Origin of the sequence: Thorsellia anophelis DSM 18579, assembly GCF_900111395.1 — a bacterium.
Taxonomy (GTDB): domain Bacteria; phylum Pseudomonadota; class Gammaproteobacteria; order Enterobacterales; family Thorselliaceae; genus Thorsellia; species Thorsellia anophelis.
This window is the reverse complement of the sequence record NZ_FOHV01000038.1, coordinates 1-23,818: the sequence shown is the minus strand read 5'-3', so window position 1 is coordinate 23,818 and position 23,818 is coordinate 1. Positions and strand designations below refer to the sequence as shown.

Here is a 23,818-nt window from a genome sequence, read left to right as displayed (position 1 = left end):
GAAGAGCTTGTAGCAAAGGTTTCAATTGGCAAAGTAAACGTATATAACACTGTGCTATCATCATCAGATAAAACATGGCAAAAGATATAATTATCCTTAAATATATCTTTTATATCAGTTCTTACGGTAAAAAAAAGCTTCTCCCACTCAGCGATTCTAATTTTACCGTCATAGCCAAAAATATAGACTCTTCGATTTTTTCGATTAAAACGAATGGGATAGTGCGTCCACTTAAAAAACTCAGTTAAAAGCAAATAAATAACAGCGATTAACAATCCCATTGAGAGTGACAACATAACAATTGTAGCCAATATTCCCTCTAAATCATTCATTTGTGGTTTAATAAAGACAACCATAGTAATCATCGCTATTGGAGGTACTAAGAACACAAGAAAAGCCATTGAAAGAAACCCTTTCCAAATGTAATGCCGATCAACCACCTCTAAATAGGTAGAATTTAATCGAATTACACCATCATAACCATTTTCTATCAGATCACTAAAAGGTTGATCTTGCCATTTCGATTGATTTAGTTTCCCTGCCTTTTCATTCTCACTTAATGGGCGATTGACTTTATATTTGGGCCATAAGCCATCTAATCTCATACAGTTTCCTCGTTTAATCTTATATAGTTTCATCGATAAGTTGGTTAAAAGCGGCTTGTTCTTGTTCAAATGTATTAAATGGGATTAAACTCGTATCAAAAAGTTTACCCCACATGCATCGTTGCAACCATTTTTGAACTTCATTATCAGTGAAAGTGGCAATTAATAATTGTGCAACAAAATAAGAACTCAACGCAATAATTGCAACAATTGGATGCCCTTTAGCAGATACTCCCATCACAGTTAAAACAATCATTGAAGCGGCTGAAATTCCATATAAAATACTTACTCCTCTATTACCTTTTGACCATTCAGCCAAAGCGTGTTTTCCATCGTAGGCTACCGAAATTATACCTGCAACTAAAATAAATGCTCTGCCTGTTATTATCGGGGTTTGAATCCACCATCTTTTTGCAACTGCTTCAAGGCTTGGAAATGTTTTAGTCGCACTTTCAAATCCAGCCAGAATTGTACCACCAAGAGCAAAGGCACCACTGGCCCAACGAAGAGTTGTTTCATTGCTCGCATCAACAGCAAAGGCAGATTCGGCAGTACGAAATAAAATAGCAGCTTGAATAATCGCAGATATGCCGTTGACTTTAACATCAAATAGCGCATTTTTATATTCAAATATTTTTTTTTGATTTTTTACATTTTCTTCTGAAGTTAATTGTAATGACTCACGAAATATATCTAAACGCTGTTTTTTAGACAAATGATTGATGGATTCTTCTATGGCTGGATCTATGTAAAGATAGGTTTTAAAAATCCCCCGACCATTCTTACCTATTTTAGATATGTTATTATCTTTAAGAAATTTTCGTGCTATTTTTTTAGCTTCACTTAACGGATATTTACCTTCATTTTGAATAATCTGAAGTGCTTTTTTCTTAATAATTTCAAGAAGTTCATCATAACTAGCTTCTATAATTATAGGGATTAATTTTTGACTGGCAATTGCACTCGCAAATACGACTGCACGAGATGGAATATTAGTAACTGTTGGTTGTGAATAAAATTTCATTAATGGAGCGCTCAAGCCGTATGCAACTTCATCCATAGCCTGAATAACAATGCCCGGATTAATTACATTAACTTTTCCTATTGCTTCGACTACATTTTGCCATGGTAACACACTATAATCGGGTGCCTCACGCGAGATGCTCACTAATCCATCTGTATTTTCGTTAATGTATGCTTCTTCTAGAAGATCTTCGATTGATTTCTGGTTTAAATAATACGCCCTGACAAAATAATGTTTCTCCTCTAGTTTTTTAACTTTTAGCATCTCGATACATTCATCAAGAATAATTTTATATCCTAACATAGGTAAAAATGCGCTGATCACCATTTGAGAAAATGATGAGCCACTTTTTATATTATTATCATCAAAATTACTTGTAAAGTAATTAACGGTTTGTGTATGAAATATCAATACTTTAAACGAGTCAACTAAGGGGTTAATAACCTCTTTTTCGAGTTTTTCAGCTAATTTGTTAACCGTCTGATTAAACGCCTGTTGTTGCTCACCATCGATGTATTTTTCATAAGTCGCCCAAGTGGTTAGCGCTTCTTTCATAGCTTTATATTCATATTCCTCTTGTGTTATTTCTCTGACATACCGCATTGTCAAGGACATATCCGGTGATGATGTCATCTGCTCCATCATATAGTCAAATTCCTGTGTAATCACGTTTTCTTTTACCATGTTCAGTGTCGAGTCTAGCCAAATTCCACGTTCATATTCTGGATTAGAGTATATTTCCGTCTTGGGGATATTATCGCAAAGCTTGCCAATATCTTCCATAATTGCTACGGGATCATTCAATACTATGATTACGGGTTTGATTTTGCCTGACACAACTTTAGCTTCTTGGATCAATGCATCTGGATTTTTATCAGTCTTCTCTGAATATTTTTTTTCATCAGCTTCCAATTTTTTTAAAAAAAAGAATTTTTCAATCGGGGACAAAGTTGTTTTTATTGAATCAAAATAATCATATACTCTTTTATCTTTAGCTAATTTCGGTTTATGATATTGAATAATGGTTTCCTTTAATTGTTCCAATGAATAACAATTATCTTCAGTTTGATTAGCTACCCATTTTTTCATGTCAAACCTTTGCATATATTTGTTACGATAATTTGGATACTCATGCCGCTTACGGACTACATCAGTCCATTCTACTTTAGCCCATGCAAACCAAAATACGCTGTTAAAAAAAAGATTGTTAAAATAGGGTAAGGTAATAAAAGACGCACGAGCTTGTTCTTCAGCCTCTCTAGAACAGGGTTTTGCTTCACCATTCATCACATCTTCATCCGCACTAACACCCGAAATTAATGGGTAATAATAACCATCCGGTGTAGCATAAAAATCCAACCATTCTTCAGTTTGTTCGTTGTAAACGTATAAGTAACCACTCGTTAACTCACTACCTACATATTTAGTTTGTTTAGTAGCAGCAACTGGCACGCTTATCGTATCTGGTAACTTACACTTATATTTACTATCTATTACATCTTCAATAATGCTGGGCCGAACGGGCAATATGGCCAACCCTTCCCGTTGACAAAATATACAGCCATTTTTTTTATACATAATCAGTTCCATTTCTATTGCTTGAGCGTAATTGTTTTAATAATGCGTCGAATATGTTGACTAAAATACCGCGGTTCATTTCTTCCATGAGACAATAAGTTTAGTACCATTTGATGCTGTAAAATGGATTCTCCATAACATATGCGGTAATAAGCTATCGCCTGCAAATCTTCATGGTGAGTCAGTTCATATCGACTCATCACAAATACTAAGGTTTGAAAAAGAGTTAAGCAGGCCTCTTCACGAGTAAATTCAATTCCATCTCGGTATAACTTACCTAATACAAGATTGATAATACCAATTAACGGTAAGGCTTGCCTAAGTACAGAGTCGATTATTGTTGTGCGTGTTTGCGGTAAAGATTGTGTTTTCCATATGCCATCTAAATAATAGGTAATTGATGCAACCTCATGATAAAAAATCCTATTTGGATGAGGTAAATCAGCTATTACTGAAAATGGCACGATGACACGGGGATCATAATACCGCAAAATCATTTCTGGACTTACGGCGGGATAAAACAACGAGCGATGTAAACGTTCATGGACTAAGTTAAGAGGATAGCTCTCCTGTACATCAAATAAAAAATAGCATTCCGGGTGGATTTCCTTTCCTAATGGATAAGCTCTAAGCATTTGCCACATGCGCTCATTGTTTTGATAACTCAATTGGTGAGTATCAATCAGATATGGATATAAATGCATTTGGGGAGCCAGTTGTTTTACGCCTAGCGGTAATACAGCGGGTTCATCATTTTTGAACGCCATCGATTCAGTTAATCCATGTGAAACAACCACAAAACGGTGGTTAACTAAGCGCTCGGTGGGTAAGTATGTTATCGTCATAATGCTCTTTAATTTTTAACTTAATGTCATGGCAGCTGAACCTGAATTAGCTGATGAAGCCGATAATTGCTCGCATAATGTAAATCCAGGCATGGGTAAATTCTGTGAACCAGGACCATCTTTGATGACTTTTGCGCTTTTTATATGAAAATTTCCATCAGTGCCATGCTCAATTTTACCTTCTTCAAATGTCACATAAGACCCACCACACATTAAGGTAATTTTCTTATTTGCAGTGATGAGAATTTCATCTTCTGTGCTCGTGATAGATATCCCTTTTACTGCTGTTATTTCCATAGCATCACTCTGTGCTTGAATTTGCATTTTACCTGCTGCTGCAACTAATTTCATACCCATTTCATGGGCAAAAATTGTAACTGCTTTTTTCGCCATTAGCGCAATTTTTCCAAGTACGGAAAGCTCAGAAGACCCCCCAGCCGTTGCAATTAAATTGCCATTGGCACTTTGTTGAATATGATTTGGTGTAGAGAATGCAATACCATTTACTCCGCCTGCTAGGATAATAGGCTGAGCTAAGTCAATAATATTATTTTCCAAAAATGCAGATTGTTTTTCCACTTCCAGTTTGCTAAGTTCAGATTTTTCGCCTATTGTCGAAAGGGATTCAGCTAAAGCGAGTGCATCGGTGAGTTGTTTTTTGATGATTTCAATATCTAATACATCACCTTCTGCATTTTCCTGTAATGAGGTGGTCAGCAAAAGCCCTTTTGCCGAACGAATGGCGCCCCACTCATCTGTCCTCAATTCAAAGCCTTCTCCACGTTTTTTTCGCCGCTTATCGACAAGATGTCCAAGATTAACCTGCGTTTTACCATATTCTGTATTGAGTTTAAGGTGCTCCTCACCGCGTTGATCTTCCATCCGCAATTTGTTATTCGCCGGTGTGCGGATCACGTTGCGCGTGTTGTTATTCCAATTCACATGATCGGGCTTGTTGTGATTGTGCATCACATGCGCGATATAGGGCTGATCGGGATCTGAATTAATAAACGCTATTTGGACTTCGGTATGCGCTAGTAACGGAAAATGAAAACCATACGTATCACCAGCATAGGGTTTAGCGAACCGTACTGGTAAGCTTGAGTAACCTTTTTTCCAACTATCATTTAAATCAAAGTTAAATTTAACATGATAACGGCCATGTTCATCTAGCCATGCATAGGTTTCATCTTCATTGCGATGCACTACGGTGGCTGTAATGGTGCCTGCTATCACCGGCTTTGGCAGTAAATCAGGGCGAAAGCCAACACGTTCACGGTATGGGATCCCCTCAAAACTCATCACATAACTGCCATCACGTTTGATATTAGACACTTGAACGCTGACAATAATCACCCCTCGCGTAACCGCTTTAGGCACTGCAGTAACACCACCTTGTACAGTTAAAATATCACCAGGTTTGAGGCTTTGGCTGGTACTCATCCCCCTAATGCGCGTTTGCCCATTTAAATAGCGTTCATGACGTAGTTTGGCGAAAAATTTACCGCTTTCAGGGTCAGGCTCAAAGCCTGAACCCTCGGTTAAAAAGTCATCTTGGTAGTGATACGCATCGCCATAGGTAATATCTTGTGCACTTGGTGCGGGGTGACGTTCATTCATGTCAATGACAGTCCGCACTGTTTCGGTATTGAGCAGTGGATTTTTCGGGTCACGATAGTTGTAATCTTTAGTGGTGACGCTCGCTTCCACAACTTGATGAATGGCACTAAGCGCCCATACCGATTCGGTGTTGTTGTCATTTAAGTTCGACGGATGCACATTCGGTAGTGTTAAGCCCCTGACTAATTTGCTTGAATCGTCACCAAATACTATCACTTCACGATTCAGCTTAGGATCCATTTCAAAACGGTACCAAACCCCCACTTCTGAACAAATGCGCTGAATAAACTGTAAATCGGTTTCATTCCACTGGCAAAAAAACTCGCGTTTTGGATAGGTATGAATAGATTGGTTCCAAAAATAGGCACCATGAAAGTTGTGCTCACGGAGCACCGCTTCCACCACTTGATGCACCGTTTTATCTTGGTAAATCGCATATTTGCGTTGACGATCTAATAAAGCGAGATTGGGCTGCAACACCACACGATAACGGCTCTCATCTTTTGACGTCGAAAGCCGTGCAAATTCTGTAATGACTCCATGCACTTTACGTAGAGGCGTGTTCATTAACGCATCAAGCGCTTCAGGCTCTGCCAGCTTTTTAAAGGCGATTTTATCACGGTCAAATGGGGCAAAGAAATTAAACGTTGCCGCGCAACTAAGCATTGTTTCAGGCTGGATGTCTAATTCAACCGAAGTAAATTCAATCATATACCGATACGGCGTACTTAATGCTTCTTCTGCACTGAATTGTAGTATCGATAACGGTGCTCGATTATTTTGCACATTCAGTTGATAAAGCTGATGAATATTGGCAAGCTGTGCAACACTAAGCCTAGCAAAATCGGTAATTTTTGATGATGAGCTGTTTGACAGAGTTAAAATTCGATCAGATTGCATAAGACCTCTTTTGTACAATAGATAATAGATTGATATTAGATGCGATATTATTGCTGTCGACTAATTTCCCATGACAAGACCAAAAATAAATTCATTTTGCTGCTTCATGATAATTTGAGTTGATTCAGATTTATTCGAAAGCATCAACATGTATTTCAAAATACACGTAAAATTAAACCAATCATTTGTATCAATAGCCCCACCAACCAAGGCTCTTAAATCTATCTGGTTTACGGCATTTTCACTTGAGTAATATTTTTGTTCATATAATTGTTTAATGATTTGTTGCTGTTCACTTTGATTGACACCTGAAAACCATATATCAGAAATCTTTTTTTCCAAAATTTGATAATTGCTTAATAATTTTATACTCTTTGACAAATTAGCTTTGCTAGTACTAATAAAGCGAGGCAAATAAGCTAAGATAGGGATTTTTTTATCTAATAAATAATCAGCGTTATGAATTAACCACGCACTACTGTATAACTCTCCGGTTGTAAGATTATCTAAAGCAATAATAAGTGCGAATTTTTCAGACGAATTGGTATAAAACTCAGTAAAGAATTGAGTCATACTTTTATTCTGTTTAACTACATCACCTAATTGGTTCGCTGAAAATGCTGATTCTAACCAGATTGCTTGAAATGTATCAGCTGTTAAGTGATAATTTGTAGTATTTAAAAAAATATCAATTTTTTTATTAGATAAATGATTATTCACAATATCAAATTGATCATTCAGTAAATTTCTTACAATTGAATGTATTAAGTTTTTTTCATCTACTTGTTTGTCAATTTCATATTTATCAGTTGCAATTACTTCTACCCCTGCTATTTTTTTAATTAGGTTTTGGTCAATATTTGATGGTAAATAAGCACTAAAACTTAAAAGCGGTAGCTTACGTTGAGCCCATTTAGACCAGTAGCCTTGATGGTCATTAAAATCTCGGGTTTGTAATCTACGATTAAAATTAATCACTGCTATTGATATTATAAATATAATTGTGAAAAACAAAACAAAGCAAAATATACTTATAAGAATTAATTTAGCTATTCGCATTTGTTCGGTATCAAAACCGAAATCTTTCAACTTTGCTAGTAAATAAAATGAGGAAGATCCAACTATTATTATTAATAATAACCAACGCAATGCGTTGTACGGGACTGGTGGACTACCTTTTGGAATCGGTGGAATATTCCAATGCATAATAGATTCCTAGTTTAATCTTGAGTTAAATGTTGATGATTATATGCTAAAATTATAGTGTATAAATTTATCTATATAACTGACTATAATTTAGATACTAAAGTGATATTCAATGTAGAAACATAAATTTCCTGTTCATTAACACGATATACTTATCAAATTTATTAAAACCTAATTTATCTGATAAGCAAATAATTATGTTATAAATTTTGTGAGGTATTGATTAAATAACGATGACGTGAATAATCTCTTGGGTAAACAAACTATCAAGAGAGAATGTATTACCTAAAATCAATCACAATGCCTTGCTCATCGGAGTAATCAAATTTCACCTTGTTTTCCACAAATAAAGCCCGCTCTGTTTGCCCCAATAATCGCACGGCAAGCGCAGGTAAAACTTGTTGGTTAAGTAAACTGTCAATATTGCGCGCTCCGGTATCAGGTAACAAGCAGGCATTCACTAACAAGGTATAGAATGCATCGGTAACTTGCAAGGCCAGCCCATAATGGGTATTGAGGCGCGCTTTAACCACTGCAAGCTTGAGTTCGACAATTTCACGCATCGCGCTTGCATCAAGTGGGGTATAAATCAACGTCTGAAAACGCGCCAACAACGCAGGTTGAAAATACTCACGTAAAATCGGGCGCAATAACTCCTGTTGCTGAGCATGACTTGCCTCAGGCACTTCCTCAAGCAAAGCCATTAATTCATCACTGCCAAGGTTCGATGTCATCACAATCACCGTATTACGAAAATCAATTTCACGCCCTTCGCCATCCCGCATCATGCCGCGGTCAAATACTTGATAAAAAAGATTCAAGACATCACGATGCGCTTTTTCGACCTCATCTAATAAAATAACACTATAGGGGCGTTTACGGACCGCTTCAGTCAAAATACCGCCTTGCCCATAGCCAACATATCCTGGAGGTGATCCTTTGAGCTGAGAAACCGTATGTGATTCTTGGTATTCAGATAGGTTAATGGTGACTAACGCAGACTCCCCACCAAATAACTGGTCTGCAAGCGCATGTGCGGTTTCAGTTTTGCCAACGCCGCTTGGCCCCACCAATAAAAATACACCCAATGGTCCCTGATCACAGGCTAAGCCCGCTTTAGCAGTACGTAATCGCTCGGCTAACGCTGATAAGGCAGTAGATTGCCCTCTGACACGCTCAGCTAACATCTGTTCCAGTTGCAATAGGTGTTGTTGTTCATCTTTTAACAAACTACTTAACGGTACACCTGTCCAATCGGCAATGACCGTAGCCACACTGCGCACATCGACATCAAGGGCAATAAGCGGTTGTTTGCCTTGAACTTGATGAAATGTTTTCATCAGTGCTACTATCGTTTCGGTAGATTCACCTGCAATACGGGCTTCTATAATTTGTTTAGCAAGTACATGCTCCGTCTGGAATTGGTCATACAATGGTTGATAGGCAGCATCGCATTCAATCAATTGCTGATTTATCTCAGCAATACGCTCATCTGAAGTATCAGGCAGATGGGCGATATCCGCCTGTAATGCCTCTAGTTCAAGGTTAAGGGCATGACGCTCAGCCTGCTTACGCAATATGGTATCCGGCAGTGTGTCTAAACTCATGCGCACTCGGGCACTCGCGGTATCCAACAAATCAACAGCTTTATCTGGCAATTGGCGACCTGTTATATAACGCCTTGAAAGTTGTACCGCCGCTTTGACCGCGTCATCAGTGATATGGACGCCATGATGTGAGGCGTAACGCGCTTTTAAACCGCGTAACATCAATGCCGCTGTTTCATCATCTGGCTCATCTACTTTGATGGGTTGAAAACGGCGCTCAAGCGCAGCATCTTTCTCAAAATATTGTTTGTATTCAGACCACGTTGTTGCAGCAATCGTCCGCAGTTCACCTCGCGCTAACGCAGGTTTTAATAAGTTCGCAGCATCTGCACTACCTGCTTGATTACCGGCACCAATGATGGTGTGAGCTTCATCAATAAACAGTAAAATGGGCGAATCAGAATGTTGTTCAAAATATTGCACCGCTTCGATGACATTTTTTAAGCGTTGCTCAAATTCCCCTTTAACGCCTGCACCAGCTTGTAATAGCCCTAAATCCAAGGTACGGATGACAACCGGTTTTAAGCTTTCGGGGACATCACCTTCAGCAATCCTAAGTGCTAAGCCTTCCACCAAAGCTGTTTTACCTACGCCAGGTTCCCCCACCAAAATAGGATTGTTTTTCCGGCGACGCGATAAAATATCAATCATCTGTCGGATCTCAACATCACGCCCAAAAACGGGATCGATTTTGCCTGCACGTGCCTTTGCCGTAATGTCTTCTGTAAATTTATTCAGTAAGGTAAGTTGCGCTGTCTGTTGTGCGGACTGTACAGTCGTCGAAGCAGGTTTTTCTATGTTTGTCTGGGTATTTTCATTCGTTTGAAGATTAGCCTGTTTGTCTAATGAGCCATTCGCTGCGGCAAGTTGTTGCTCTAATTGAGCACCACCCTCTTCTGAATGGTTATCTAATAAAGGTAATAATCTGCTTAGCTGGGCACTCGTGACACTCAAGAGCGGCCATGCATCTTGAGCATGTAGGAGTTCTTGATGTTCGGTTAAGGCGCTCAATAAATGCACCGAGCGGATCCATCTCGCATCCTCATTAAGTGACGCCTCGACCCACGCACGGTTTAATAGAGTAAATATGCCATTCGATAATTGGGGTTTACTTTGAATACTTCGAGGTAATTCCCCTAGGTACGCCAGTAACGCTTCCCAAAGCGTATCAATGTCCCACTCATAACGCCGCGCAATCACGGTGATATCTCCTTCCCCTTGTTCTAATAATTTTAATAACCAATGCTCAATGGTAATTTCAGCGTGAGCTCGAGTTTGACACAGCTGCGCTGCGGCGTCTAAGGCTTTAGCACAATAAGGATGTAAACGGCGAAGAAGTTTTGCAGAGGAATGCGTTGCTGATGGATGCGACATAAAAATTCGTTCTCATAATAGATTTAATGCACAAGGCGAGGTCTATATCTTCAAAATAAATAGGTCTCGTTTTATCAGCATTACGCATACTAAGCGTAATGCTTTTAATAGTTTTCACTGTCGTAATAATGAATCACATTGGCGGGCATGCCCGCCAATGTGATGTAGTTAAGGAAATCGTACGTAATACTTTCGATACTTAACAAGTTCACTGTAAATTACGCAGTTGAACGCTCATTCCATGAATCAGAATGTATGATGTTGCCATCTTTGTAAGTCCAAATGATTTTTTCATAACGAAACTCAACAATTTCTAAATGGTTGTGCTTCTCTTTTGCAGGGTCTTTGATGTCGTGCATTAACGGTGCAACTCGCACTACTTTGATGTTTTCAAGTTTAGTATTAAAATACTCCACTTCTTGACCGGCATCATCGATTTTATACCAACGAATTTCAGCCGACTGTAAAGTTTGCCCAGTAGTCACAGCTTTGTATAAATACGGTGTAGAAGCATCGACTTCTTTGGTAAACACTAAAGGCGCATGTACACGAGTGCCCGTTAATTTACCTGTGTTGTTATCGGTTGGTATATGTAATTGATGCTCTAAAGCAACGATCTCAATGCTGCCTTCACGGCTGACAACATCTACAGATCCTTTAATATCTGCACCGCCATCGTCTGTTAGCCATAGGTACGCTGGAATAGCCATAATGTTATGTCCTCTTAATAAATGAAGACCGCGATCCTCTTGGGTATCGTGATCAGTTTGGTGTAACACTATACTCGCATGATAATGACGAGTTCAGTGTGTGTTCCCTTAGTGATGCTAAAGGGCGGGCGCCATATCAGTGAGTTGACACGCACTGACTTCTGGCACTAAACTGATTTCAACACGACGATTTTGCTGTCGGCCTGCCTCAGTGGTATTGCTAGTAATTGGTTGGCTTGCGCCATAACCTTGTACCGCAAAACAATTGATAGGAAGGTCACTCACTTCCATCATCCAATCTCTAACAGCTTCCGCCCGTTTGAGCGAAAGTAACTCATTGTCTTTCTCGTTACCGGTGTTATCGGTATGCCCTGTAATTAAGATCACATAGCCTGGTTGTGCTTTAATGTCTACAACAGCACGAATGAGCCCTGGCGTAGCTTCTGGCTTTAATGCAAATTTACCGACATCAAATAAAGATAAGGAATCTAAACGAATGATCTGTTTAATAGGATCATTGGAGACATCCTTAACAGGTTCAATACGTGGAGGAGGAGCGACATAGGTTGCAATCGCGGTCAATATATGCGGGTAGAGATATGCTCCTTGGTATAAGCCTGCGCCAAATTCAGGCGGTTCTCCAGTACGATAATAATATTCAAGCCGTTTTGCATCCTTTTCTAATTTCAAGCGTGCGCCATGTTTAGATGGTTCATTTCCCATTGCAATTTGGTAATACTCGGCAAGATGTTCACCGATTTCCTTAACCAAATGTTGATTATTTTGATAACTGAACATAAGCACGCATACAATAAACACCATACCCGCCAACATCATGTTATAAAATGTTTTTTCAATGGGGCGTACGCTATTTTGTCTTGGTAAATTAGTAAGTAGGTGTACTGGAAGTGGCAAGGTTATTTCATTGTGCGGTAACTGTGCAGTCTTAGTAAACTCTTGCCAAGTTGATTGCAATCCGGTACGTTCTGCAAGCCAATGAGACCATACATTTTCAGTAACTGGAATGAGCGGTGCAAAATGAATAACAATACAAAAAGGCACAATCGGTTTTGCTAAGCGTTCAGCTTGCCAGCATTCAGAAAGTAAATCGTTGTACAAAAAATCTCTTGCAACGTTAAGCTTAAGCGCATAAGCATAACGTTGTGTATCGTTATAGGATGCAGAGGTTTGATTGACCCAGGCGGCCAAACTGTGCCGGTTTTTACTTGCCGTGTGAACTTCAAAAGGGGTATCAATACTTTTTAATGAAAATGGAGATCGTGAATTTTCGTGAAATTGACAAAACCAAGGTGAGGTAACTGAATTCTCACGCACTAGGTTCGTTTCAGAAAGTGTTGATTTTACTTGCCACTCATCAGCGAAATAGCTGACTATACTTGCAGTAGGTGAGCACCCTAGTTGCTTTCGTACACGAGTGAGTTGCCAACGCCACTGTTTAAGACCAACGCGTAAAGACACATCATCAGTATGAAATTCTGGGATAAATACATGAAATAGGTGCAGTTGTGATACCCATAACGGATGCTCAGTTACAAGATTACACAATATGTCAGTTAAGCATTCCGTGTCGTCTATGCGAATAAAGCATCCTTCAGGTTGCTCAATCACTGTTTTATCACCGAATAAATTCGATAAACCATCGCCAGTGACAAAAACAATCGGTTGCTGATATCCCGCGGGCGGTAAATATGGCAATAACAGTGTACCGCTGATACGCTTAGAACGAGATTTACGCCAATAACTCCCCCATAAGACGAGTAACAGCATGATGCAAAAAACAATCACTAAGCCGACTATCCTTAGTACAGAGGTCAATGGCATATAAACTATAATCAATACGGCTAGTAAAACACACCCAAACAGCTGACTTAGTAATCGTAATCGGTCAGTCACGGTCAACCTCAGATTGTTTTGGTTTTACAACCCTTGCTGGAGCTTCATTCTCAACCGGAGGTGTAAGTGTGTTATTTGTAGATGATGATAATTGTGTTGATTCCATCTTAGGTGCAAGCTCAGTCGCTGCTTCTTGTGAACGAGTTACACTTTGCGCTGTATTATTCAAGGCGTCAGAATCTAATACACTAAGCGCTTCGACTTGTTTATTATCAACTATGTTCGCATCATGGTTATTGATAGGAACTACAGCAGTTTCAGTCTCTTTACTTTCAATTGGCACATCAAGATGTTGCTTTTCAATCATCGATTGCGAGGGGATTACTCTTGCTAGCTGAGCTGTTAACTGGTAATCGAATCCCCACCAAAGTCCATAAATAAATAGGGTAAGAAAACCAAGGCCTATCCACCATCTATTACGTGTTGGCAATTGCCAAATATGCCGTTTGCGGGCGCCCAGAAAGACGTGTTGGTCTGACTGCATCGGTAATTGACCCATCTGTTGGACCAAATTTTCTAAACGCTGAACAATCGCCTCACGCTCAGGATGCTGACTATTTGCGCCAAATTTCCCACTAAATCCAAGTAACAAGACACGATGAAAACAGGCGATTACCAGTGGATTGGGTGCTACCTGTGCCATGACTGATTGGATTCGTTCGTACAATGCCTCACCAGCTTCTAAAGTATTAAAAAAATGAATTTGTAATGGAATTCCCACCCATGTTTGATAAGCTTTATCATTAGTATCTAATAAATGCCTATTCATCACAGCTTCATCCAAAATCGCACACTGGGCATAAGTAATATCAGCAATCACTTCCTCACTGTATTGTGCCTCACGTAAGGTGCTTTGTACCGTTTCAATTTGATGTTTCGCCGCTTGATAAAGGCTCAAACCATCCTTCGCTGAGGTACCAGCACGTAGCTGTAATACCGAAACGAATGTGTCCCGTAATAGGGTATCAATTGTCAGTGGTGTGGAAAGTGAGGCTGAATTCATATGTAACCTTTTTTTATTCATTGCGTAGCACCGCAAACAATTCTAGTTGAATATCAGGCAACGTACTTGGCACGTAAAAGGCGCAGTAGCCTGAATCCATCATTGCCCGCGCTGATGGATGAGTCAAGTCTAAACTAAAATAATGATTTTCTAAGCGAAGCGGAATGGCAGCAGGTACATGAGTTAAGGCAATTAACGGAATACCTACTAGCGCTACATTAATTAAATTATTAACCTCATCGGGAGAACCCACTTTACACAATTGAGGAAACAAACTCATCAGCTGATGTGCAGGTAAAGTAGAACGAACAGAGAGATAAAAATCGGCCGCTGTTTTTAAGCGGTCATCGTGTAATGGAACTCTCCATTGATTTGGAGTAATACGTTCCATTTCTAGAGCAATAACCCGAGACGGTAAGCTCGCATCAAGTAATTCACGAATAAGAGCAAACAATGGAAAAAAAACAGCTTCAGGTGATTCATGTTGATAAGTAGGAATAGAATCGATTTCATGTGTTAAAGAGAAAGTGAGCAGCGCACCCGCAAGGCGGGCTAATTCTCGATAAATCAATTCAGGGTGGACTGTTGGATTCGCCACAAAATCAGTCAAAACACTTTGATGGGTATTTAAGGCATTCAATAACCAAAAAAGCGAGACATCTGCCACCGCAAAATCGGCCATACGCTCATTACTCTCGCGACGCATATTCATTAAACGTGCCCGCTTCGCACTTAACTGGGTGACCAATTGAGCTAACTGATCACAGAGCAATTTGCTTGCTGAAAATGCCATTAATGGAGGAATAAAGTCAGAAGCATAATACCACGGTCCTTGTCCATCTCGCACTAAACGGCCAATTGGGCAACTCACATATGCCGCATGTTCTTCTCCGTCAAAGCGTAATGACAAGTGATGCCGCTCAACTGAAAGCGACTCAGTTTCGCTTCCTAATAAGTCTTGTACAGCAATCCAAGCTTGTTTAAATCGTCTAGGACGCTGTTTATCTAACCTAGAACTCGATTCTGATTCGCTGCGATCTAAATGCACATTTTCACCATTAGCATGCAACAACGGCAACGACAAATAAATCGTCAGCGCTTGTCGCGTACCTACATCATATTCATGAATATCCCTCGTTGGCGGTAAGTCATCGGCTAAATCAGTATCAATCATAGTTCCATCTGGCAACCGTAAAATCAATTGTTGACAATGAACTCGCCCAATCGTGAGGGCATCATTGTCAAATTGCGCTTCTACAACACCCCATGGATGTGCAGTGTACAGACGTGCTATGCGATCATTAGTATAGGCTTCCCAGCGTGACTGCTGTTGAAATTGTTGTGGGGAAAGAAAAGCCCCTTCGTTCCACAATGGACGATATATCTTCATTACTTCAATTACCTAGTGATTGCAAAATAAATTGATTAATTGTGCAATCGTCCCCTCTGAAAATACGAGACCACGATTGCACTTACCTGAGACAGGGCCTAGCGAAACATATTACGCTTTAGCTTTAGGCATTTGTGAGACTAACGACAAGTTGACATCTAAACCTTCTACTTGAAAATGCGGCACAGCAAATAGTTTCACACGGAAAAAACCTGGATTATCTTCAATATCTTCAACGATTACTTTGGCATCACGTAAAGGATGAGAAGCTTGCAAATCATCTGCTGGATCGGTCATTTCAGTAACTAACCCACGAATCCAATTGTTCAATTCCAGTTCTAACACTCGGCGATCTTTGGTGGTACCAATGTTTTCACGTTGAATTAGCTTAAGGTAATGGGCTATGCGCGATAAAAGGAAGATATATGGTAGGCGTGAATTGATGCGGCTGTTTGCTGTCGCTTCTTTTGTCTCATACAGCGCGGGTTTTTGCGCTGAGTTTGCAGAGAAGAAACACGCATAATCACGGTTTTTATAGTAAGACAATGGAATAAAACCAAGATTAGCAAATTCAAATTCACGAGTCTCTGGGATCATTACCTCAGATGGTATTTTAACTTGATTACCAGTACCTAAATCGTATAAATGAATAGGTAAATCTTTCACTGCGCCACCAGCTTGCGGACCTCGAATTTGGACACACCAGCCGTTATTGATAAAACTCCTGACCATGTTAGCAGCAAATGCATATGATGCATTTGCCCATAAATAACGGTCATGATCAGGACCTTTGACTTCTTCAACATAGTTAAAGTTTCTGACGGGTACTGTATCTGGACCATACGGTAAGCGTGCTAGCACACGAGGAAGCGTTAAACCAATGTATCGTGAATCATCTGTATCTCTGAAAGATTTCCATTTAATGTATTCTGCACGATCAAAATAGTTGGCAATATCTTTGATGCCTGCTACTTCTTCCATTGTCTTTTTACCAAAAAATGCAGGTCCTACGGAAGCAATAAAGGGCATGTGTGCTGAAGCTGAAACTTTTGATATATTACGTAATAATGCGATATCTTGTGGACTGCGATCAAACTCATAGTTGGCAATGACCGATCCAATTGGCTCACCACCTGGCGTATCGTACTCTTCAATATATGTTTGACGATAAAAACCAGTTTGAATAACTTCTGGTGCATCTTCAAAATCTTGACGCAAGTCGTCTTTACTCACATCAAGGATTTCAATTTTAACATTCTTCCTAAAGTCGGTGCGATCAACCAAAAATTTTAAGCCACGCCACATACTTTCAACTTTTTGAAACTCTTCATGATGCATAATAGCATCAAGTTGACGGCTGATTTGATTGTCTAATACAGCAATATGATGATCTAATAAATTTTTATCGAGTTTTTCGACTTTTTCAGAAGATTGTTTTAATAGGTTTAAAAATACACTAACAGCGGCTGTCACACGTTCATCAGCCGTTGCATCAGAAAGCACTTCTGCGTCCTGGAATGTGTCGATATTGACCATTTTATCAACTGGATTAAGATTAATTTTTTCAAAAAGAGAAGCGTAAACACTTGATTGAGATTCAACAGCGTCAGTTAATATGACTTCGCTATCAGATTGTGATGAATTTTTTTGCATAATGGTGATTCCTAGATTGATTAAACATAAGTCGCTAATATTTTAATTAAATTTCTTTTGGTGCTAAGAGCTCTAGCTCTTTACGTAATTCAGCACTCAAGGAATCATCTTTTAGTATTTTTTCAAGCTCTTTTCTAAAGGTTACGTTATCTAACAGATTTGATTTGAGGTCTCGCAGTAAGTTACGCATTGATAAAAGCGCCCTTAGTTGAGGAATTTGCTTTGCAACATTTTCAGGCTCTAAATCTTTAATATCTTTGAAATCTAATTTTACATTGCGTTCAGATTGATCCCCTGCAAGTGTATCTTCAACAGTAATATTGATTTTAGGATTAAATTCCGCCAATACCTGATTGAAGTTATTTTTGTTTACTGAAATTTTTTCTCTTTCAGCTACAGGCCTATTTTCTTGGCCGTTACTGTAATCCCCCATTGCTAAGAGCTTAAGAGGCAACTCTACTTTTTTCTGAGCCCCTCCAGTATGTAAATCAAGTTTTATATTAACGCGAGCTGATGGAATTTCATTTTGAAAGCTATCGGACATTTTAATGGCTCCTTTTTTATAGAATTAGCAAATACAAATTTAATTGGATAAGATAAACTTGTATCTACCTTGTGTTTAAATACATCGATTATTAATAATAGTTTTAATCAAGTGTAAAAATCATTTTACTTGCCAACACACCGCACCCACAATCCAAATAAAACCTTTAACATCAATCAATTATAATGTTTTTACATTTTATTTTTTTAACTCAGATTAAAATATTTTTTTGATACTTGTTGTATTACTAGATAGTTATAAATACCAAACACTACTCTTACTTAATGAAAATAGTATGCAGGTATTAGCATGGTTCAATGCCGAATACATGGTAATCATTATAAAATCAGCCCCAGGAACTTTATGCATGTGAACATACTCATACTCATAGTGAACTTAAATATTAAGCCCTATATCAGTCTATTTTTTTAGTAATTACCTCATTTTTGTTTGGTTCTTAAATATTTTAAGCACTTTATTATTCGATTTTTTTGAAACGTTTATCAGTGACTTTTATGACGAGATAGCATATCCATTTACGCTTAGAGAATATTAAAATTAATCCAGTGCCCTGCTCATCTAAAGCTATGTCAAATTAGAATTTTTGAAATAATATCCTTCGAAATTTCAGTGCAAAACTCTATGAAGAAAGTGATTTGCGATGAGATTTGACTTTTCATGTCATTTCTTTTTACATTTCGGCTTATTTAGCTTTAATCCTTGCTGTACATAATCAACTTCATCAGGTTCCTAGACCTTTGCAGTTTTAGGTAGGCTATTTAGCTAGATCACCCATAATTCTTATTTTTCTTACTGATATTGGCGTTGAATCATGGAAGGTAGGATGAAGCATTCGAACTAGATAAATGGTAAAACTTGAAACTTACTCGTATTTGTTTAGGTAAATTATATTGAGCTAACTCAGGTAAACCTAAATATGAGCATTTATTTAGTATGAAGCAAATCACATAATAGAAATTAAATTTATATAGCAATACATTAGAGACCAGCTAGACAAATTAACTAAGCAACAACTGTTATTATTAAGCTTAACACTAATTAACTAACAAAACTGCTTAGCAAACCTACAATAAATCACTATATTTAATGAACTTATTTTTGAACTATTACTACTTGCCTGAGCATAATCATTAACCAAGCTACCGCACTTAGTCGCACTATTAGTTTGACCTCCGTAAATTTTTTGCAAATAGTATCAACGTTATATTTACGTGTCATATGATTTAAAGTAACTTATTGTAACTTGATGTGATTAACTCATTGTTAATATTAGGTCGCTAGAGATTAGTGGATTAACATAAATTATATTTTAAAAATTAATTACATAATTTAATCAACTGATCTTAATGATTAATTACATTTTTCCCATATAGTGCAGATTAACAATTAATGTAATTATTAATGTATTTTCATTTCACTAAAAATATCTTTGATAACTCATAGATAGCTTACTTCACTTCATCCAAAATATTACCAACATATCAACAACTGTAAGCTAATATTTTCTCCCAATAGAAATATATCATCAAATACAACAGACGATTCCTTGCACTGCCATCTAGCTGAAATAATCTGTAAATTTGAAAAAACAACAATTCTATTACATAAACGTTGCGTTAATTATTACAAAAGAAATAAATGATTCCAGATAAGTTACTTATATCGGCATCAGTTGAAATGGTGGAGGTACCTGCACGTGAGCTTTTTTTAGGGGAGATTGCATATCAGGAAGCATTGAGGGCTTCCCCTGAAACTATCCAACAACTCAAAGATAGTTTAGAAAAAAATTTAGAGTATTCTGTTGATATATTTCATAGTGAAAACCTAGTAGTGAAATGGTCTTGCAAATTACACAAGATAGCTGGAATAGTTATGAAAAATATTAAAATACTTCCAAAGCTGATACTTTTAAAGCGGATTTTGATGACTTAAAATTAGTAAATAAAGGTGCCCATGGAATTAAGATGAAAGGGCTTGCGCTTTATAGTATCAATAAATTCTTTGCTATTAACGCAGGCAGAATGGTGACCTATATGAATCAGACCTTGCAATCAACCAGTCAACTTGCACCAAGATTATTAATTTGGATGACTGGCTTGCAAGGGAGAGCATTAATTATTAAAGAAGATGTCATCTCAAGCCGCTAAATGATGAGACACGTTACTGAACAATTATTGATTAATAACCCAGTCACAGAGAAATCACTCTCACAATCTGAACTGAAGTCCCAAGTTAACAAAAAAATACAACAATTAATGATGATTGGGGCTGTAGATGATACGCCTAAACCCCTGCGATATTTGATGGAAATTGATTTATCAGCAAAAGTCGCTTTAGATGCAAGTTACGGTAATCATAGTGAAGGTAAAGCAGTGTCAAATAAAGTTTATGTTGATAAATTAACCGATGGGGAAATTTTAAAAATAAAACAACTATCACCTTGGCGCACACAACTGGCAGATTTTGCAGATAACATGAAAGCAAAAATGTTACCTTCTCATGATACTTATGGTAAGCTAGGTGATAATTTACCTTCCCATGCAAACTCAGTAGCAGGCGTGGGCTCTGTGATTGTTCAAATTGTTATGCTAGGTGTTCTTTTGAATAATGCAAGCCAAAAAAATCCTGAATACTATGCACGTACTGCCGGAAATACCATGATTTTATTTGGTTCGGCCATCGGAGCTTTAGAGTCTTTTGTTCGCACCTCATACGTGTCAACAGACATAAAAAAACTGAATTTGTTCAAGCGAATAATAGTTAATGGTGACAGTGTTTTGTACTCCTCTTTTAAGGTGGTCGGTGTCATTGGAGCTGTGATCATTGCAATTGCTGATATATATCAAGCTTTAAACTCAATTAAAGATGGATACCAATCACAAGCAATTGTTTATTTTCTTTCCGCTGTTGGAGGAACTTTAGTTGCTGGTGCAGCCTTTGTCGGTGCAGTGGCTGGAACAATCTTAATCGTTGTTGGAAGTTTATTGATGGTAGCAGCTGGGATATATTTTCTTTTTTTTGCTCAGAATGATATTCAAAAATGGTTAGAGCGGTGTTTTTTCGGTATTATCCATAATAAGGTGGAGATGTATCCTACTTTCAAGATAGAAGCGGAAGCCTTGCAAATAGTTACTAATCAACTCCCACCTAAAGCTACTAAAAATTAATTGGACTAATATTATGTTATTGACTCATAAAATAAATCGCCTACCTACAGAAAATGAAATCAAGCTTAGGTTAGACCCCCTGGATACACTACGTAATAAAGAAATCCCAACTAACCAAGAAAATATGATTATCCGATTTAATTCAACTTATATGGAAATTTTTGATGCAAATTACGTGTTTAATAGATGTCTTGCAACTTTTTTAGGATTATTTTTTTTGTTTTTTTCCATAGCGATGCTCAGTTTTTCTGTTTACATCCTTTCTTCGGATAAATCGAAAACCACCTCTGACTTTATGTTATTAATTCTTGTTGTTATAGCTTTTTTTATTTCGCTTGGATTTGGAATTTATGGTCTACGATACTTTATATTTGCAAAGACTCATTACCCCATTCGTTTTAATCGTAAAGCTCAATGTGTTCATTTTACCCGTTTAAATGGTACGCATGTTACAGTGCCTTGGGCTGAGTTATTTTTTACTCCTTATTGTGATAAAGGTGTAGATTATCTCAGTGCATGTATTATTGATCCTGAAAATGGAAAAATGATTGAAAGGTTTTTATTACCTGCTGAATCAAGAACTCCGCTCCTTCATGAACATGGAATGATGTTTTATGGGCCTATCATGGCAAAATGGCGGTTTATCGTCGAGTATATGCAAGGTGATAATCTCGCATTACTCAGTAAACAAGTCTACTTTTGTTACCCAATTGATAAAAAAAGAGAAAATGCATACTGGCGTTTTTTGGTCTGCATGCGCATGTTTTTTACAGAGTTTCGTCCATGGTATTACCCTATCGGAATATTAATCCCTATTATGTTTTTACCTTTAATGTTTATTTTACGTACAATCAGTGTCTATACCTGCCGTATTCCTACTTGGCCCGCAGAGATAGAAGCTCTATGTGAAATTGATCATGATACTTCAATTAATTTATCTTCAAAGACTAACCCAAAAGGGTTAAAACTACTTCGTTACGCAATATTTTATTTAACATTACCTGAATATAAAGAGTGGTTAATGATGTTAAGAGACTCAATAGATATGCGTGAAAAGGAGGATTAGTAATCTTTGAGGTTCGTAGTAATGTAAATAAATATTTTTAAGGGTCAAAAACAAAGTTTTCAAGTAATCATCAAACTAAGTGAACTCTTATCAAGTCCCCCTATGTCATACTACCTATCCACTGATAACTTAATCATAATAAGGACAGACAAATGAGTAAATTTACCGTAAAATTCAAAGGAACAATTTTGACGAAATGATTGGAGATCCCTGACATGACCATGAAATATTTCATTATCACTAGAAAGTGCCTGAGTCCTGTCGAAGAGACCCTGTAAATAATTCTGTGTATTTGCCATTTTCATTTAAAGGTGATCTGTCAAACGATCACCAAATTCTATCATAAATCTACTCATTGCCTGCTTCCAATTTCGTATTGGCATAGTCCATTTTTTAGAGGCTGCTTCAATGGCTAGATAAACCACTTTTTTAACCGAATCTTCGTTAGGAAATACTTTACGCTTTTTGATAGCATGACGTATGACACTATTCAAGGATTCAATTGCATTTGTTGTATAGATAGCTTTTCTAATGTCTTCCGGGTAATTGAAAAAAGTATTAAGATTTTCCCAATGAGACCGCCAACTTTTACTAATTTGCGGATATTTTCCATCCCACTCTTCTGCAAAAGCCTCTAAAGCGGATAATGCTGCCGATTCACTGACTGCTTGATAAACCTGTTTTAAAGAAGTTGTAACTGCTTTATAATCTTTCCAAGCAACATATTTAAGGCTATTTCTTACCATGTGAATGATACACAATTGAATATAAGTCTCCGGATAAACACTATTAATCGCTTCAGGAAAGCCTTTTAATCCATCAATACAAGCAATAAGAATATCCTTAACGCCTCTATTTTTAAGTTCTGTGAGGACACTTAACCAAAATTTAGCGCCTTCGTTGTCAGCAAGCCACATGCCAAGTAATTTTTTTTTACCTTCAGTATTCACACCTAGAGCTAAAAAAATGGATTGATTAATGACTGAGCCATTCTTACGGACTTTGACGACGATACAATCTAAATAAACAATGGGGTAGATAGATTCTAGAGGCCTATTTTGCCACTCTAGCACTTGCTCTTTAACAGCATCAGTCACTTTGGAAATTAATGTGGGTGATACATCCGCATCATACATTTCTTTGAAGGTTTCAACAATATCTCGTGTCGTTAATCCTTTAGCATATAAAGAGAGGATTTGACTATCCATCTGGGTAATACGTGTTTGATTTTTTTTTAATTAATTGAGGCTCGAATGTACCTTCTCTATCTCTGGGTGTATGAATTTCAAACTCACCGTCATCAGTTAAAACAGTTTTAGAGGTATAACCATTTCGGGTATTAGAACTCTGTTTAGATTGATTTTTTTCATGCCCAAGATGTTCGGTGAGTTCTGCGTTCAAAGCGGTTTCAACAACAATTTTCTTCATCATTCTTGAAAATTGGTTTAGATCAGCTTCAGTTTTGATATTTTTAGCAAATTCAGTTGCTAAGGCTTTCAATTGTTTTTCGTCCATTAGGTACCTGCCTATTTTTAATGTTTAAAATAAATATATCAAAAATGGGCAAATACACAATTTAAATTACAGCCTC

The 23,818-nt window shown here is 37.7% G+C and carries 16 protein-coding genes and 1 pseudogene; 4 read left to right on the top strand and 13 right to left on the bottom strand.

Annotation, left to right across the window (positions count from 1 at the left end; translation table 11 throughout):
• The 12 genes from BMW37_RS13530 to tssB form a co-directional block, all read right to left on the bottom strand.
• Positions 1–605, bottom strand: a 605-nt coding sequence (locus tag BMW37_RS13530; RefSeq protein ID WP_342721725.1) for a DUF6708 domain-containing protein, incomplete at its 3' end; no start/stop codon positions are given.
• Positions 606–624: 19 nt separating this feature from the next.
• Positions 625–3,207 carry a T6SS effector BTH_I2691 family protein gene (locus BMW37_RS13525; RefSeq protein ID WP_093322206.1) on the bottom strand — a complete coding sequence of 861 codons (2,583 nt, stop codon included), beginning with the start codon at positions 3,205–3,207 and terminating at the stop codon, positions 625–627.
• A 14-nt stretch (positions 3,208–3,221) separates the two neighbouring features.
• Positions 3,222–4,052, bottom strand: a complete 831-nt coding sequence (locus BMW37_RS13520; protein WP_093322204.1) for a hypothetical protein — start codon at positions 4,050–4,052, stop codon at positions 3,222–3,224.
• A gap of 15 nt (positions 4,053–4,067) precedes the next feature.
• Positions 4,068–6,572 carry a type VI secretion system Vgr family protein gene (locus BMW37_RS13515; protein WP_093322202.1) on the bottom strand — a complete coding sequence of 835 codons (2,505 nt, stop codon included), beginning with the start codon at positions 6,570–6,572 and terminating at the stop codon, positions 4,068–4,070.
• A 60-nt stretch (positions 6,573–6,632) separates the two neighbouring features.
• A complete protein-coding gene (locus tag BMW37_RS13510; RefSeq protein WP_143047663.1) occupies positions 6,633–7,721 on the bottom strand; it encodes a hypothetical protein in 1,089 nt (362 codons plus the stop codon).
• A 338-nt stretch (positions 7,722–8,059) separates the two neighbouring features.
• Positions 8,060–10,759 carry a type VI secretion system ATPase TssH gene (tssH, locus tag BMW37_RS13505; RefSeq protein ID WP_093322197.1) on the bottom strand — a complete coding sequence of 900 codons (2,700 nt, stop codon included), beginning with the start codon at positions 10,757–10,759 and terminating at the stop codon, positions 8,060–8,062.
• 218 nt (positions 10,760–10,977) lie between these two features.
• Positions 10,978–11,469: an Hcp family type VI secretion system effector gene (locus tag BMW37_RS13500; protein ID WP_093322194.1), complete on the bottom strand. Its 492-nt coding sequence runs from the start codon at positions 11,467–11,469 to the stop codon at positions 10,978–10,980.
• A gap of 117 nt (positions 11,470–11,586) precedes the next feature.
• Positions 11,587–13,383 (bottom strand): OmpA family protein, encoded by a 1,797-nt coding sequence (locus tag BMW37_RS13495; RefSeq protein ID WP_093322192.1) that lies wholly within the window; start codon positions 13,381–13,383, stop codon positions 11,587–11,589.
• Positions 13,376–14,407: a type VI secretion system protein TssL, short form gene (gene tssL / locus BMW37_RS13490; RefSeq protein WP_093322190.1), complete on the bottom strand. Its 1,032-nt coding sequence runs from the start codon at positions 14,405–14,407 to the stop codon at positions 13,376–13,378. The genes BMW37_RS13495 and tssL overlap by 8 nt, the downstream gene beginning before the upstream one ends.
• Positions 14,400–15,776: a type VI secretion system baseplate subunit TssK gene (gene tssK, locus BMW37_RS13485; protein ID WP_093322188.1), complete on the bottom strand. Its 1,377-nt coding sequence runs from the start codon at positions 15,774–15,776 to the stop codon at positions 14,400–14,402. The genes tssL and tssK overlap by 8 nt, the downstream gene beginning before the upstream one ends.
• A 111-nt stretch (positions 15,777–15,887) precedes the next feature.
• Positions 15,888–17,429 (bottom strand): type VI secretion system contractile sheath large subunit, encoded by a 1,542-nt coding sequence (gene tssC, locus BMW37_RS13480; protein WP_093322185.1) that lies wholly within the window; start codon positions 17,427–17,429, stop codon positions 15,888–15,890.
• Between the two features lie 46 nt (positions 17,430–17,475).
• Positions 17,476–17,973: a type VI secretion system contractile sheath small subunit gene (tssB, locus tag BMW37_RS13475; RefSeq protein ID WP_093322183.1), complete on the bottom strand. Its 498-nt coding sequence runs from the start codon at positions 17,971–17,973 to the stop codon at positions 17,476–17,478.
• 1,659 nt (positions 17,974–19,632) lie between these two features.
• On the opposite strand from tssB, the gene BMW37_RS13470 reads away from it, so the two are divergent.
• Genes BMW37_RS13470 through BMW37_RS13455 form a run of 4 tightly spaced genes read left to right on the top strand, consistent with a single transcriptional unit; the run spans position 19,633 to position 22,227 of the window.
• Positions 19,633–19,926, top strand: a complete 294-nt coding sequence (locus tag BMW37_RS13470; protein WP_093322180.1) for a hypothetical protein — start codon at positions 19,633–19,635, stop codon at positions 19,924–19,926.
• 32 nt (positions 19,927–19,958) lie between these two features.
• Positions 19,959–20,141 (top strand): hypothetical protein, encoded by a 183-nt coding sequence (locus BMW37_RS13465; protein ID WP_093322178.1) that lies wholly within the window; start codon positions 19,959–19,961, stop codon positions 20,139–20,141.
• Positions 20,142–21,161, top strand: a complete 1,020-nt coding sequence (locus BMW37_RS13460; RefSeq protein WP_093322175.1) for a hypothetical protein — start codon at positions 20,142–20,144, stop codon at positions 21,159–21,161.
• 13 nt (positions 21,162–21,174) lie between these two features.
• Entirely contained in the window at positions 21,175–22,227 is a 1,053-nt protein-coding gene (locus BMW37_RS13455; RefSeq protein WP_093322172.1) for a DUF6708 domain-containing protein, read from the top strand.
• Positions 22,228–22,532: 305 nt separating this feature from the next.
• On the opposite strand, the pseudogene BMW37_RS13445 reads toward BMW37_RS13455, so the two are convergent.
• Positions 22,533–23,742 (bottom strand): annotated as a pseudogene (locus BMW37_RS13445) (IS256 family transposase).
• Between the last annotated feature and the right edge of the window lie 76 nt (positions 23,743–23,818).

What these genes read in the sequence shown, in the direction of transcription:
- BMW37_RS13525 (WP_093322206.1), bottom strand. Translation starts at nt 3,207, where the DNA reads ATGTATAAAAAAAATGGCTGTATATTTTGTCAACGGGAAGGGTTGGCC.
- BMW37_RS13520 (WP_093322204.1), bottom strand. Translation starts at nt 4,052, where the DNA reads ATGACGATAACATACTTACCCACCGAGCGCTTAGTTAACCACCGTTTT.
- BMW37_RS13515 (WP_093322202.1), bottom strand. Translation starts at nt 6,572, where the DNA reads ATGCAATCTGATCGAATTTTAACTCTGTCAAACAGCTCATCATCAAAA.
- tssH (WP_093322197.1), bottom strand. Translation starts at nt 10,759, where the DNA reads ATGTCGCATCCATCAGCAACGCATTCCTCTGCAAAACTTCTTCGCCGT.
- BMW37_RS13500 (WP_093322194.1), bottom strand. Translation starts at nt 11,469, where the DNA reads ATGGCTATTCCAGCGTACCTATGGCTAACAGACGATGGCGGTGCAGAT.
- tssL (WP_093322190.1), bottom strand. Translation starts at nt 14,407, where the DNA reads ATGAATAAAAAAAGGTTACATATGAATTCAGCCTCACTTTCCACACCA.
- tssK (WP_093322188.1), bottom strand. Translation starts at nt 15,776, where the DNA reads ATGAAGATATATCGTCCATTGTGGAACGAAGGGGCTTTTCTTTCCCCA.
- tssC (WP_093322185.1), bottom strand. Translation starts at nt 17,429, where the DNA reads ATGCAAAAAAATTCATCACAATCTGATAGCGAAGTCATATTAACTGAC.
- tssB (WP_093322183.1), bottom strand. Translation starts at nt 17,973, where the DNA reads ATGTCCGATAGCTTTCAAAATGAAATTCCATCAGCTCGCGTTAATATA.
- BMW37_RS13470 (WP_093322180.1), top strand. Translation starts at nt 19,633, where the DNA reads ATGATTCCAGATAAGTTACTTATATCGGCATCAGTTGAAATGGTGGAG.
- BMW37_RS13465 (WP_093322178.1), top strand. Translation starts at nt 19,959, where the DNA reads ATGAAAGGGCTTGCGCTTTATAGTATCAATAAATTCTTTGCTATTAAC.
- BMW37_RS13460 (WP_093322175.1), top strand. Translation starts at nt 20,142, where the DNA reads ATGATGAGACACGTTACTGAACAATTATTGATTAATAACCCAGTCACA.
- BMW37_RS13455 (WP_093322172.1), top strand. Translation starts at nt 21,175, where the DNA reads ATGTTATTGACTCATAAAATAAATCGCCTACCTACAGAAAATGAAATC.